Below are 13,887 nucleotides of genomic sequence, written 5' to 3' on the forward strand. Positions count from 1 at the left end.
ACTCGCTGCGTTTTCCCTATCCGCAGCGGGTTGGGTGGGGGCTTTTTTGCACGATCATGCTGCCATTTTCCCAACGGACGACGTTGTTGTTTTTTTATTCCACGTTTTAACTTTTATCGTACCCGGTATCTTGATCTCGAGACTTCCCCCAAACGCACCATCAATACTATTGAGCAACGAACGCGAATCCATTCTTCCTAGTTGTACGGGAGAAATTCCTGAATTACCCAACAGCAGAGACTTCAAATCTTTCAATCGCCCTTTCACCATTGGAACAGTAGCCAGATTCGAGGAATGCTTGGGGTCCAGTACATCAGGGGAAGCAAAAAACTCCACATCTTTGAAACCTGTCCCCAAACCAGCCTCCATCGCCTTGTCATCCTCAATATCGTATTCGGCGAAATGAGTCATTGAGTTAAGGAACCTGCGTTCGTTAACCTCACCGTCTACTGCCAGAAGAAAGAAGGTAAAAGCGCTATTTCCTGCCTTCGTCCAGTCCTTCTCGTTTGTATTCCCACCTTTCCCACCCAACGTCTTTACGTTTTTATGGACCAACGAAAAGTTTGACGCTATCTCCATAAAGGGTGGTGCATCGCCTTTACTTCCGGCAACGGAGTAGTGCCTCAATGTAAAGCGCTTGGTTTGAGTCTTTTCAAGCATCCCGGGTGACGCTTTTGCTGTTTTGAAATTCAGTTTGTTATCGGTGATATCGGCCATCATTTTGAAGGGAAGATTCCTATCCGTATCGCTGTAGCCCTCCTTGTACGTATCAAAAATACCGGTCGCGCTGGTCAATGACGACTTGGACTGCGGCTCCTTTCCCAACTCGTCAAAAAACGTCAACGGGCTGTTACGGACCATTCGATAAAGATTGAGACCATCCACAACCCCCGCCGGATCAGGATTCAGCCACCGCTGCAACCAAGGGATGTAGTACCGAAATCCATAGTAGTAAAGCCCCGTCGCATCTCGCTCCTTACCCGAATACCGAACGGTTTTGTAATCCCCATCAGTGGCGTTCGGGCCGGCAGACCAAGCTGTTGTACCAAAGGGATGATAAGTTTCCCAACTGATGATTCGCGCATCGTCGGCGAGCTCCAGCGTGCAGGAGTTCAGATGATCAACCAGGCTGTAGCGGTACTGATCGTTGGTCACGCCGGACGGCGGATCGGTTTCCCAATGCAGCACCCGCACACTATTGAGCCCGGCCTGCGCGGTGATGACCTGTAGCACTTTCCCGGTGCCACTGTCGGTGCGAATTTCCAGTCCCGGCAAGTAACGCACTTCAGCCGCCACGGTTCGGGCATTGGTATTCAGTGAGCGGATTTTGCGCACGCGCTGCCCCCCGCCATCGTAGACATAGGACTCCCAGTCATTGTCCCCGGAGGTGCGCTCCACCGGGCTGACCGACTGCAACTGGTTACGCAGATCCCACATCAGAAAGCGGCCCGGATCCAGCTCCAGCAAATTACCTTTGGCGTCGAACGCAGCCGCGATTTCGTCTTCGCCGGGCGGCACACCGTTGCGCCAGGGCAGGCAACGGTTGCTGAAGCGGGCGGCTTGCAGGTCGCGCCCGTGGTTTTGGGCGCCTACATGGATTAGCTTCAGCAAATTGCCGCTCTGGTCATAGCTGAAGACCTGGTGGTAGTTGCTGACTGCTGCCGGATCGACCCGTCCCACTGAGGCCGGTCCCTGATTCGCAGTCCCCGCCTCCCAGCCAAAGGCCTCGATCAATTGGTAAAGGCTGTCGTAGCTAAAGCGACTGATCGGTTCGATACGTTGGTTGGCGAAGTGACGCACCGGCAATGCCTTGTCCTCGATGCTCAGGACATTGCCCGTCCGGTCATAGTCGTAGATCAGATGCTGCAACATCCGAGCACTCGCGTCGTGTGCCCGGCGCTCCATCAACAAGCCGTCTTCAGCGCGATAAAGGAGGGTTGTTTCTACATCATTACCGGCAGTTTCGTGCGTCACTTGCCCCTCGGCGTTGTACTGGATATCGCTGACCAGCGTTTGCCATGTGGTCTGTCCCTGAAGTTGCAGGCGACTCTCACGCAAGCGACCGTCAAGGGTCAGGTGGAAGTCCTGGCGGTTTTGCTTGGCATCGATCTTTTCCAACACATCATTCAACGGACCGAAATTCCACATCGAAGCGGCCCCCTCCCCCGGCTCAAGCAGGCGCTGGCGATCGGCTTCCAACGCCGGCCAGTCAGGTATAACAGGCTCCAGAGTGAAGTGACGGACTTGCTTCACGCATTGGCGGGTTATTGAAAATGCCTCGAACAGCACCGTCCCGGCGGGGTCGTCAAGGCGGATCAACTGCCCGCATTGGTTCTGCTCGCTATGATCGGGATCGCCATAGGCCATGCGTTCAACACAACGGCTTGGCTCCGTCCCTCCTTGCTCGAACACCGAAACGGGACGAAGCAGATCGTCATACTCGACTTCACGGTGAGTACCTCGACTGTCCCATCCCAGCAAAACCTCATTCCCCAGACCTGACAGGTTGAGCTGCCAACCGGCATCGACACTGTCAGTGAACAGCGCGTTACCCGACAGCGAAAACACCGTCATGAGGTTGGCGGGCGCCAGCGGCTCTTCTTGTTTCAGCGCCCAAAGCCGCGGATCCCACTGTTCAACCGCGCGTCCTGCGCAATCGTAAAAGGTACGGTTGATACGCGCCTGAGTGGGAACATTTTCGACCTCGCGCCAATAATCAACCGAGCGGATCGGCAGACCACGCGGGTCGATAGCCGACAGTCTGGGTGTTTTGTGGTGCATTCCCATCGTCAAGGCCTGCATGCCGGTGGCGTTCCTGTTTGCCAGCGGTCATCTAACCGTTCGGGAGCATGCAAAGGCTACTGTCAGAAATTACAGTGCCGACCAACGGCAAAGGACCTTGATCGACGAATGTCCATTCCTTCGACCCTTCGGTAGGATGGTGGTCATGAGTTCAAGGAGCGTTCAAACATGTTCATCGGCGTCCTGCTGGTCATCACCTGGCTGATTTTGTTACTGCGCTACCCGGCCAAGGCATTGCCCGTCTCTGTGGCGGCGGCCCTTGGGTTGGGCCTTGTGGCGACATGGGTGATCTGGGTGGACAACCGCGAGGTCAAGCAACTGGCACGCCTCGAGCTGCGCATCACTTATGCGCCCGAACAGTGCCCGACCGATCGTCCACTGCAACTGAAAATGAACAACGGCAACGACGTGCCGCTGACCGAACTACGCTGGCGCATCGCAGCCTATGCGCCGGGCGACACGGTCAATCTGGCCGACAATCAATACGCCGCACCGCGCTATCGCGGCCCCGGTGAACTGCAGGCCGGCGCAAATTGGGAAGACTGTTTGCCTCTGCCGCCGTTGCGCCCTGGCTATCGCCCGCAAACACTGGAGTTTCGCGCCGAGCGTTTGCAGGGTAGTTTCTCCGACTAACCCCCTTCCTCTTTTTGCACAAGGACCGCGCCATGCCCGTTGCGTTGATTACCGGTTGTTCCAGCGGCATTGGCCGCGCCCTCGCCGAGGTGTTCAAAAATGCCGGTTACGAAGTCTGGGCCAGCGCCCGCAAGGCTGAAGATGTGGTGGTTCTGGCCGCTGCCGGGTTCACCGCCGTGCAACTGGACGTCAACGACGGTGCGGCACTCGAGCACTTGAGCGAGCGGATCAACCAGCAACATGGCGGCCTCGACGTGCTGATCAACAACGCCGGTTACGGCGCCATGGGGCCGTTGCTGGACGGCGGTGTGCCGGCCATGCAGCGGCAATTCGAAACCAATGTGTTCGCCATCGTTGGCGTCACCCGTGCCCTGTTCCCGGTGCTGCGCCGCGCCAAGGGTCTGGTGGTGAACATCGGCAGCGTGTCCGGGGTTTTGGTCACGCCATTCGCCGGCGCCTACTGCGCCTCGAAAGCGGCAGTGCATGCCTTGACCGATGCGCTGCGTATGGAACTGGCGCCGTTTGGCGTGCGGGTCATGGAAGTCCAGCCGGGCGCTATCGCCTCCAGTTTTGCCAAGAATGCCGGTCACGAGGCTGAGCAGTTGATCACCGAACAATCGCCGTGGTTTCCGTTGCGTGAAGGTATTCGCGCGCGGGCCAAGGCCTCTCAGGACAAGCCGACGCCAGCCAAGGAGTTTGCAGAGGATTTGCTCAAAGCTGTGCAGCAGAGCAAACCACCGCGCCTGATTCGTCTCGGCAATGGCAGTCGGGCGTTGCCGTTGTTGGCGGGGTTGTTGCCTAAAGCCTGGCTGGAAGCGGGATTAATGAAGCGGTTTGGATTAAAGGGGCAGCTCCCATGACCGACTACACCGAATACTTTGACGAAGTGATCCAGGCCCACATTGTCATCGAGCAGTGGCTGGCCGAGGAACGGGACGCGTCAGAGCTTGAACAACTGCTGACACGTTTTTCGCCGCAGTTTTCCATGATCTCGCCATTGGGGCGGGTGCTGGATTTTGAGGCGCTGAATGAGTTGTTTCTGATGGCGGGCGGGAAGAAGCTCGGGTTCAGAATTGAGCTCAGCGAATTGCGTGGCATCGCTCTGTCCGACGGTGGCGCGACGGTGAGTTATCGCGAGCAGCAGACCGATGCGACGGGGTTGCACTCTGATCGGCGATCGACGGTGGTGTTTGAGAAGCAGGCGAATGGCAAGGTGATCTGGCGGCATTTGCATGAGACGTTTTGCAAGGAGTGAGACCGTGGTGCCTGCATCGCGAGCAAGCTCGCGATGCAGGCGACTCGGTCTTACGGTCAGTTAACAACCACGGTACAAGTAATCCCCGCCGCCAACAGCACACCCTCCGGCACTTCATCAATGTGAATCCGCACCGGCACCCGCTGCGCCAACCGCACCCAGTTAAAGGTCGGGTTGACGTCTGCAATCAACTCGCGACTTTCCGGGTTATCACGGTCGTAGATACCGCGAGAAATACTCTCCACATGCCCCTTCAGCACTTCCCCGCTCATCAACTGCATGTCGGCTTTATCGCCGACCCGCACGTGGGGCAATTTGGTTTCTTCGAAGAAGCCGTAGACCCAGAACGAGTTCATATCGACCACGGCCATTTTCGCTTCGCCGATGCGCGCGTAATCGCCGCGATGCACATTGAGGTTGGTCACATAGCCGTCCACCGCCGCCCGCACTTCGGTGCGTTTGAGGTTCAGTTCGGCGGCCTCCAGTTGCGCCTGAGCGTGCTGGTAATCGGCCTGTGCCGAGTCAGCGATGTTGCTGGCGTCGTCGCGGTTTTCCCTGGAGATCACCAAGTTGTCCATGTCGGCGCGGCGGTGGGCATTAACCTTGCGCATCTCCCACGTCGACTTGCGTGAGGCCACCAGCGTCTGTGCCTGTTTGACCGCGATGCGGTAGTGCTCAGGGTCGATCTGCATCAGCAAATCGCCCTTCTTCACCCATTGATTATCACGCACCGGCACGTCCACCACTTCTCCGGTGACGTCCGCCGCCACGTTGATGATGTCAGCGCGCACCCGGCCGTCGCGAGTCCACGGCGTGTCCATGTAATGCACCCAGAGGGTCCGGCCGATCCATATCGCAAGGGCCAGCACCAACAGAGTGGCGAGCAGGCTGAACAGCTTTTTCATCAGGGCCTTCTTCAGTGATAGAGAGTCAGTGGTAGAGAGTCAACGGTAAACAGTCAGCGCCAGAGCGCCGAACAGACAGATAAACAAACTCAGGCGCAACAGCGCCGGGTGCCAGAAGAAGCGGTACAAATCGAACCCGGACAAGAACCGGTCCAGTGCCCAGGCCAGTACCGCTGCGATAAAAAACATCAGGGTCATGGTCGGCATGTACACACCGTGGAAGGCGATTTCACGAGGCATGTTCAAGTCCTTGCTGCTTGGTGGTGGCGTTGGCATGTATGTAGCCGGCGAGCGGTGATTGCGGGTCCAGCAACGAGGTGCGGATGAAGTGCAGGTAGCTCTTCACCCGACGCAGGGCCGAGGTGTCGAAGTGCGGCGCGAAAGGCTCGTCGGTGGCTTGCACACGGCTGATCGCGTAATCGACGGCAATCAATCCACGCTCCAGATTGCTCTGGCTCGGTTGCAGAAACAGCCGCACCAGCGAGCGGCCCATCACCCTGATTGATTGACGCCAGGGTTGAGATTCGGCATAGGCCGGATGCACCGGCAGAATCGCCTGTTCCTTGCGCAACTCGATGATCGCGTGGCCGACTTCCAGCACCACAAACATCCAGCGCAGCAAGTCCCGTTGTACCTGCGGCTGCCCTGCCGCGAGACCATAGGCCTGATGCAGCAGGTCGCGGGTGCTGCTTTCGAAACTCGACGCCAAACCCTTGAGTTTGCCGCTGATGGCGTACACCACTTGCCCGCGCAAATCCTGCTCCAGCCGACACCACAACCAGCGACTGTTGGGCGGCAGAATGATCGCCCCGGCGGCTGCGCAGACCAGCATGCCGAGCACCATGGCGATGTAGTCGTTGATAAAGGCGTAAAGGTTGTAAACGGTGAGGTTGTCCGGCACCGAACCGGTGCTGAAGAAGATCAGCAAGCCGAGCCCTACGCCCGCATATTGCGGCCGCGAAGTCAGGAACGAACCCAGCACGATCACCGGCGCGAGCATCACGCAGAGCAACGGAAAACCGTCGATCCAGGGGAAGATGAAAAACATCTCGACGAAGCCAATCAGTGCCCCGAGGAACGTCCCGCACGCCATCTGAAACGCCATACGTTTTGGATTCGGTGTCGCCGCTGAAAGGCCCACGGTTGCGGCGGCGATCAGCGTCATGGTCGCACCGCTGGGCCACGCGGTGGCGACCCAATAGCTGCCCAGAACGACAAGAATGAACGCCGCGCGAATACCCGAAGCGGCCGACGCCATCCAGTTGGTTTGCGGGGTGAACGGCTCATCCCAAAGCTCGCGCGCATGGCTGTGATCAGCCAGGGACGCGTGGGTCTGTGCATAGCTGTGCAAGTCATCGACGAAGCGATAGAGCAATTCGTAGGCAGTGTGAAAATCCAGCTGCTCGGCGTCGCTCGGATTGCTCCCCTGAAAGGTTGCTCGCAAGCTGCGAACGCGCGCCGGCAGACCTTCTTTATAGGCGGTCAGTGCGATGACCAGACGCCCCGCATCGGCGTTGGTCAGGGCACGGCCGCTGAAGCCATCAAGCAGTTCGGCGAGGTCCTGCAAACCCGGTTTGATCGCCGCGACCACGTGATCGGTGCCGCTGCTGCGCAAGCGTTCAAGCAATTGGTGCAGGGCGTTGAAGCGCGTAGTGATGCCCATGAACTCGCTGTTCAAACGACTGAGCCGACCGTTGCGCCGACGCATGTGCGGGTCTTCGAACACGGTGACGCTGCGCAACCCTTCCAGCCCCACGGCCTCGGCGATGAAGCGCACGTTGCTCGCCTCGAAAGCCTCCCGTTTGCTGCGACCGCGCAAACCATCGGTGACAAACAATGCGAACACGCCGAAGCGCTGATACAAGGCGTTGCGCATCGCGGCGCTGGCGGTTTGCGGCAGGATCGCGGCGCTGACCAGCGTGGCGCAAATAATCCCCAGAGAGATTTCCAGCACCCGCCACACAGCGGCCATGAACGCGCCGTCCGGGTGGGCCAATGCGGGCAAACCGACCATCGCCGCGGTGTATCCGGCGAGCACGAAACCGTAGGCGCGGAAGTTGCGATACCGCGCCGCGCCGGCCGAGCAGATGCCCACCCAAATCGCCAGCGAACCAAGGAACAGCTCGGTGTTTTGGGCGAACAAGGCAATCAGCGCGACCATCACCGCCGAGCCCGCCAAGGTGCCGAGGAAGCGATAGAAACTCTTGGCGAATACTTGGCCGCTTTGTGGTTGCATGACAATGAACACGGTGATCATCGCCGTGCGCGGTTGCGGCAACTCCAGACGCATGGCCAGCCACAGGGTCAGGAACGCCGCGAACAGCACCTTGAAAATATAGACCCAGGTCACGCCATCGCTGCGCGCCCAGTCGAAGAAACCCCGGCGCCATTCAAGGGAATACAACCAGCGCAAAGGTGCGGGCAAGGGAGTCATGAAGTCCTGCTCAGAAAATGTCCGTGGAGACTTGGAACCTGTGGGAGCGAGCTTGCTCGCGATAGCGGAGTGTCAGGCGACACAAGCATTGACTGACACGCCCTCATCGCGAGCAAGCTCGCTCCCACAGGGTCCGTGGTCAATTTGCGATGCTCTTAAGAAGGCTCGGGGTTTTAGGCGGCTGGGTCTGGCTGTCTTTCGGCACATCGTTGCCTGCTCCGAGTCCACCGCCCAAAGCCGTCACCAGTCCAGCGTGAGCGCTGAGGCGTACGGCCTGAACCTGCTGCTGAACCTGCTGCTGTTTGAACAACAAAGTCTGGGCGTTAAGCACGTTGAGGTAATCGGTGAGGCCGCGCTGATAGGCGATCATCGCGATGTCGTAAGTCTTCTGCGCGGTGGCCACCGACTCGGCGGCGAAGGTTTGCTGCTTGTCCATGGATTCGCGGCGTATCAGTTGGTCGCAGATGTTCTTCAGCGCGTTGACCAGCGTCTGGTTGTACTTGGCCACGGCGATGTCGTAACCGGCCGAGGCTTCACCCAGCTCCGAACGCAAACGGCCGCCATCGAAGATCGGCAACGAAATGGCCGGGCCGACGCTGTAGTTGAGCTTCTTGCCGGTCAGGAACTCCAACGCTCCACCGCCCGTGGCCATGTAGCCGAGGCTGCCGACCAGATCGACGTTGGGATAGAACCCGGCGTGAGCCACATCAATGCCCCGCGCCTGGGCCGCCACTTGCCAACGACTGGCGACCACGTCAGGGCGTTGACCGAGCAACTGCGCTGGCAAGGACGACGGCAACTTCAGCGGCGCGCCCAACGACAGTGTCGGCCGCTGCAACTGCGCGCCCGCCCCCGGGCCCTTGCCAGCCAACGCGGCAAGTTGATTGCGGCTCAGGGCGATTTCTTCGTCCAGCGCATCGATCTGACGATGGGTTTCCGGCAACGGCGTTTCGGCCTGGCTGACTTCAAAATGGGTGCCGATGCCGCCGTTGAGACGCTTTTGTGCCAGGTCGAGAATTTGCTGTTGCTGTTTCAGCGTCGCGGCGACGATATCCCGTTGCGCGTAATGCAACGAAAGCTCGATGTAGGCGCGCACGATGTTGTTCTGCAATTCGAGCTGCGCCAGCCGTGCTTCGGCTGCCGTCATGTGGGCCATGTCCACGGCGCGCTCGGTAGCGTTGCTTTCGCGGCCCCAGAGGTCGAGGGCATAGCTGAAACCCAGCGCGGCGTTGTTGTCCCAGGTGGTGGTGTTGGCCAGCTCACCCGGCCCATAGAACTGATCGGTGGGCCAGTTGTGGCGTTTGAGCGTGGATTCACCGTTTATCTGCAACGACTCGGCGGACTCGGCGATGCCGGCCATGGACTTGGCCTGGCGCACCCTCGCGGCGGCCATGGCCATGCTCGGGCTGTCTTGCAGGGCGAGGTCGATCCAGCGGTTCAGTTGCGGGTCGCCATACGCCTGCCACCATTGGGCGGTAGGCCAGTGAGCGTCCTGTGCGGCGCTCTGAATAGCTTCGTCGGTGGCCAATGAATTGGCCTCGAGTGCCTTGCCTTGCGGGGCAATACCTGCGGTACCGATGCAGCCGCTGATTGCCAGGGTTAAAGCCAAAACACTGAGCGTCTGAAGCGCTCTGCTGATGCGACGCGGCACTGCTGAAAATTCCTGATGTGGGGAAGATACAAAGATCCTGTAGGAGCGAGCGGTGCGGCGATCCGACTTGCCCGCGAAGAACGATAATGCGGTGTGCCTGACAAACCGCGGCGTACCCTTCGCGGGCAAGTCGGATCGCCGCACCGCTCGCTCCTACAAGGGCGCAATTCTAGGGGTCGGCTTTGTTGGCGATAAGCTGGGTATCCTGTGAATCTTTGTTACCGTTAGCGCGATAATCCCTTGGTCCATCTTTAGTCGCCTGTCGAAAATCAGCAACTTCGTGTCACAATTTGCCATCGCCTCCGAGAGCACCTCATGGACACTTTGCAAAACATGCGCGCCTTCAGTTATGTGGCCGAGGCTGGCAGCTTCACCGCCGCCGCCGTGCAACTCGACACCACCACGGCCAACGTCTCTCGCGCGGTCTCCAACCTGGAAGCCCACCTGCAAACCCGCCTGCTCAACCGCACCACTCGACGCATCGCCCTGACCGAGGCCGGCAAGCGTTATCTATTGCGCTGCGAGCAGATCCTGGCTTACGTCGAAGAAGCCGAAGCCGAAGCCAGCGACGCCCACGCGCGCCCAGCCGGGCAGCTCAAGGTGCACACCATGACCGGTATCGGTCAGCACTTCGTGATCGACGCCATCGCCCGTTACCGCAAAACCCACCCCGACGTCACCTTCGACCTGACCATGGCCAACCGCGTGCCGGACCTGCTGGACGAGGGCTACGACGTGTCCATCGTGCTCGCCAGCGAACTGCCGGACTCGGGGTTCGTCTCCCAGCGTTTGGGCATCACCTACAGCATCGTTTGCGCCTCGCCGGCCTATGTAAAAGCCAACGGCTGCGCGCAAAAGCCCAGCGATTTGCTGAACCACGCCTGTTTGCGGCTGGTGAGCCCGGTGATTCCGCTGGAGAAATGGACTTTCGACGGCCCGGAAGGCCAGGAAATGGTCACCATTAATAGCTCGCCGTTTCTGGTGAACTCTGCTGATGCGATGAAGACCGCGATCACCAGCGGCATGGGGGTTGGCGTGTTGCCGGTGTATGCGGCGATTGAAGGGTTGCGCAACGGGACGCTAGTGCGGGTGATGCCGAATTACCGGTCGCAGGAACTGAATCTGTATGCGATCTATCCGTCGCGGCAGTATTTGGACGCGAAGATTAAAACGTGGGTGGAGTATTTGCGTGGGTCGTTGCCGGAGATATTGGCGGCGCATCAGGCGGAATTGGCGGCTTATGAGTTGAGTGGGAGTATGGGTGGGGTTCGGGTGGCGAACTGATTTCACGGTCCTACAGACGCGGTGATTTTGGGAGCGATGGCGATTCAGCAGATCGTTATGCTGGCTGAGCTGGCGGTGAATCGGGAGTGTCATAAATTTTGTGTTCGGGCATAACATGTTGCAGAGGTGCATGTATGCCGATCAAGAAAAAACCGGCCCGTGAGGCCACGCGAGACCTTCCAGCCATTCCAAAAGAGCTGATTGATCAGTTCGTCAGCGGCCCAATGAGCGCGGAAGCCATTCAGGACGCTTCGATGGCGTTCAAAAAAGCGCTGATCGAGCGAGCCCTTGGTGCCGAGCTCGGCCACCACCTTGGCTATCCTCAGGGCGCGGAGCGCCCTGAGGATTCGAGCAACCAGCGCAACGGTAAAAGCGGCAAGACCGTGCTCACCGATGACGGTCCGCTGCGCCTGGACATCCCCAGAGACCGGGATGGCAGCTTCGCTCCTATCCTGATCCCCAAGCACGAGCGCCGTTTTACAGGCTTCGATGACAAGATCATTGCCATGTATGCCCGTGGCATGAGCGTTCGCGAGATTCGTGCATTTCTCTCGGAGCAATACGGGACAGACGTCTCCCATGACTTCATCAGCTCCGTCACCGATGCTGTCCTGGAAGAAGTCAGTGCCTGGCAGCAGCGGCCACTAGAGCCGATGTACCCGGTCATTTTCTTCGATGCTCTGCGGGTCAAAATCCGTGACGAAGGGGTGGTTCGCAACAAGGCAATCTATTTGGCCCTGGGCGTATTACCGGACGGCACCCGAGATATTTTGGGCATCTGGATTGAGAGCACTGAGGGCGCCAAGTTCTGGATGAAGGTCTTCAATGACCTCAAGACCCGAGGCGTCGAAGACGTTTTGATTGCTGTAACTGACGGACTTAAAGGCATGCCAGAAGCCTTGAATGCGGTATTTCCTCAGACGACGTTGCAGACCTGTATCGTCCACTTGATCCGTAACAGTCTTGATTACGCGGCGTGGGACAAGCGTCGCGAACTGGCCAAAGCCCTGAAGCCGATCTATCAAGCGCTCAACGCTGAAGTTGCCGAGCAAGCTCTAGATGCGTTCGAAGCTGGACCTTGGGGCAAGCAATATCCGACGGTGGTTGCCGCCTGGAGACGTGCCTGGGACCGAGTCATCCCGTTTTTCGTCTTCCCGCCAGCCATACGAAAAGTGATCTACACCACTAACGCCATCGAGAGCATCAATGCTCAGTTGCGCAAGATCATCAAGACAAGAGGTCACTTTCCAACCGACGATGCAGCGACGAAATTGATCTGGCTGGCACTGCAAAATATCACTGCTAATTGGGGCAGTGCGGCCCATGATTGGAAGAGCGCCATGAATCAATTTGCGATCTTGTACGGAGATCGATTCATCAGGCCGAGCTGTTGAAAAGAAGGCCTGCCTGACGGCAGGCCCTTACCGGCCCGCACACAAAAAATCTGACACTCTCGGTGAATCGGATGCTAGATAACATCGACCTACCAAAACCTGCGCCACACAGCTGATCCCTTGTGGGAGCGAGCCTGCTCGCGATAGCGGTGTTTCAGTCGATATCAATGTTGAATGACCCATCGCAATCGCGAGCAGGCTCGCTCCCACCTTTGAACGATGTACATCTGCGAGATATTGGTCGGCTATCAGGCCGTCTTCGCGGGCAAGCCTCGCTCCTACAACATCAAAAGCAGACCGCGTACACCCGCCCCTCACCACTCAACAGGCCGAGCGTTAGCTCGCCTGCAGCCCTTGATCTTGATCCACCCGGCCCTTCGGGAGGCTGAGTGGAGGTGTTCATCTGGGGGGCAGGCGCGTAGCGCCGTTCGACGAAGTCGAACACATCGAGAGGAGGTCGAAGCGAAGAAAATGGATATGTACCCGATCAGCAGAAGAATGTTAGCGTGCTTGGCATTCACCTGCGCCCGAGAGCCCTCCTCCCATGAAAAAGACCGTCCTTGCCTTCAGCCGCGTCACCCCCGAAATGGTCGAACGCCTCAAGCAAGACTTCGACGTCATCGCGCCCAACCCGAAAAACGGCGACATCCACGCCCAATTCAATGAAGCCCTCCCCCACGCCCACGGCCTCATCGGCGTCGGTCGCAAACTCGGTCGTGCACAGCTGGAAAACGCCGCCAAACTTGAAGTCGTCTCCAGCGTCTCGGTCGGCTACGACAACTACGACGTCGACTACTTCAACGAACGCGGCATCATGCTCACCAACACGCCCGACGTCCTCACCGAAAGCACCGCCGACCTGGCCTTCGCCTTGCTGATGAGCAGCGCCCGACGCGTCGCCGAACTGGACGCCTGGACCAAGGCCGGCCAATGGCAAGCCACCGTCGGCGCACCGTTGTTCGGTTGCGATGTGCACGGCAAAACCCTGGGCATCGTCGGCATGGGCAACATCGGCGCAGCCATCGCCCGTCGCGGGCGACTGGGCTTCAACATGCCGATCATCTACAGCGGCAACAGCCGCAAGACCGAACTGGAGCAAGAACTCGGCGCGCAGTTCCGCAGCCTTGATCAACTGCTGGCCGAAGCCGATTTCGTCTGCCTGGTGGTACCGCTCAGCGAGAAAACCAAACACCTGATCAGCCACCGCGAACTGGCGTTGATGAAACCGAGCGCCATTCTGGTCAACATCGCCCGCGGCCCGGTAGTGGACGAACCGTCGCTGATCGAAGCGCTGCAAACCAACCGGATTCGCGGTGCTGGGCTGGACGTCTACGAGAACGAACCGCTGGCCGTGTCCCCCCTGTTCCAACTGAAAAACGCGGTGACATTGCCGCACATCGGCTCGGCGACTCATGAAACCCGCGAGGCCATGGCCAACCGCGCGTTGGCTAACTTGCGCAGCGCCTTGTTGGGTGAGCGACCGCAAGATCTGGTGAATCCACAAGTGTGGAATGACTGAAAAAGCCAGG

The 13,887-nt window shown here is 58.8% G+C and carries 11 protein-coding genes; 6 read left to right on the forward strand and 5 right to left on the reverse strand.

All coding sequences use genetic code 11. From position 1 onward, the window contains the following. Window positions 1-54: 54 nt before the first annotated feature. The gene (locus ACYZT0_RS20865) at window positions 55-2,802 is read right to left on the reverse strand and encodes an RHS repeat domain-containing protein (protein WP_462042805.1); all 2,748 of its coding nucleotides are present in this window, start codon (window positions 2,800-2,802) and stop codon (window positions 55-57) included. A gap of 168 nt (window positions 2,803-2,970) precedes the next feature. On the opposite strand from ACYZT0_RS20865, the gene ACYZT0_RS20870 reads away from it, so the two are divergent. Genes ACYZT0_RS20870 through ACYZT0_RS20880 form a run of 3 tightly spaced genes read left to right on the forward strand, consistent with a single transcriptional unit; the run spans window position 2,971 to window position 4,690 of the window. Continuing rightward, window positions 2,971-3,435 carry a multidrug transporter gene (locus ACYZT0_RS20870; protein ID WP_462042806.1) on the forward strand — a complete coding sequence of 155 codons (465 nt, stop codon included), beginning with the start codon at window positions 2,971-2,973 and terminating at the stop codon, window positions 3,433-3,435. 32 nt (window positions 3,436-3,467) lie between these two features. Beyond that, a complete protein-coding gene (locus ACYZT0_RS20875; protein WP_462042807.1) occupies window positions 3,468-4,295 on the forward strand; it encodes an SDR family oxidoreductase in 828 nt (275 codons plus the stop codon). After that, a complete protein-coding gene (locus ACYZT0_RS20880) occupies window positions 4,292-4,690 on the forward strand; it encodes a DUF4440 domain-containing protein (protein ID WP_462042808.1) in 399 nt (132 codons plus the stop codon). Before ACYZT0_RS20875 ends, ACYZT0_RS20880 begins: the two co-directional genes overlap by 4 nt. A gap of 56 nt (window positions 4,691-4,746) precedes the next feature. Here ACYZT0_RS20880 and ACYZT0_RS20885 read toward each other — a convergent pair whose 3' ends face one another. The 4 genes from ACYZT0_RS20885 to ACYZT0_RS20900 form a co-directional block, all read right to left on the reverse strand. After that, window positions 4,747-5,595: an efflux RND transporter periplasmic adaptor subunit gene (locus ACYZT0_RS20885; RefSeq protein WP_462042809.1), complete on the reverse strand. Its 849-nt coding sequence runs from the start codon at window positions 5,593-5,595 to the stop codon at window positions 4,747-4,749. Between the two features lie 39 nt (window positions 5,596-5,634). Then, complete coding sequence (locus ACYZT0_RS20890; protein WP_462042810.1) at window positions 5,635-5,835, reverse strand: DUF1656 domain-containing protein; 201 nt, start codon at window positions 5,833-5,835, stop codon at window positions 5,635-5,637. Beyond that, window positions 5,825-8,029 carry an FUSC family protein gene (locus ACYZT0_RS20895; protein WP_462042811.1) on the reverse strand — a complete coding sequence of 735 codons (2,205 nt, stop codon included), beginning with the start codon at window positions 8,027-8,029 and terminating at the stop codon, window positions 5,825-5,827. The genes ACYZT0_RS20890 and ACYZT0_RS20895 overlap by 11 nt, the downstream gene beginning before the upstream one ends. Before the next feature lie 139 nt (window positions 8,030-8,168). Next, entirely contained in the window at window positions 8,169-9,680 is a 1,512-nt protein-coding gene (locus ACYZT0_RS20900) for an efflux transporter outer membrane subunit (RefSeq protein WP_462042812.1), read from the reverse strand. A gap of 315 nt (window positions 9,681-9,995) precedes the next feature. Between ACYZT0_RS20900 and ACYZT0_RS20905 the strand changes: the two genes are divergently transcribed. The 3 genes from ACYZT0_RS20905 to ACYZT0_RS20915 all read left to right on the forward strand — a co-directional run bounded on the left by ACYZT0_RS20905 (window position 9,996) and on the right by ACYZT0_RS20915 (window position 13,877). Beyond that, window positions 9,996-10,964, forward strand: coding sequence for a LysR family transcriptional regulator (locus ACYZT0_RS20905; RefSeq protein ID WP_462042813.1), 969 nt, complete (start codon window positions 9,996-9,998; stop codon window positions 10,962-10,964). Between the two features lie 134 nt (window positions 10,965-11,098). Next, complete coding sequence (locus ACYZT0_RS20910) at window positions 11,099-12,358, forward strand: IS256 family transposase (RefSeq protein WP_462042814.1); 1,260 nt, start codon at window positions 11,099-11,101, stop codon at window positions 12,356-12,358. 544 nt (window positions 12,359-12,902) lie between these two features. Beyond that, window positions 12,903-13,877 (forward strand): 2-hydroxyacid dehydrogenase, encoded by a 975-nt coding sequence (locus ACYZT0_RS20915; RefSeq protein WP_462042815.1) that lies wholly within the window; start codon window positions 12,903-12,905, stop codon window positions 13,875-13,877. Window positions 13,878-13,887 lie beyond the last annotated feature (10 nt).

This window comes from Pseudomonas sp. ZS1P83 (assembly GCF_054897825.1).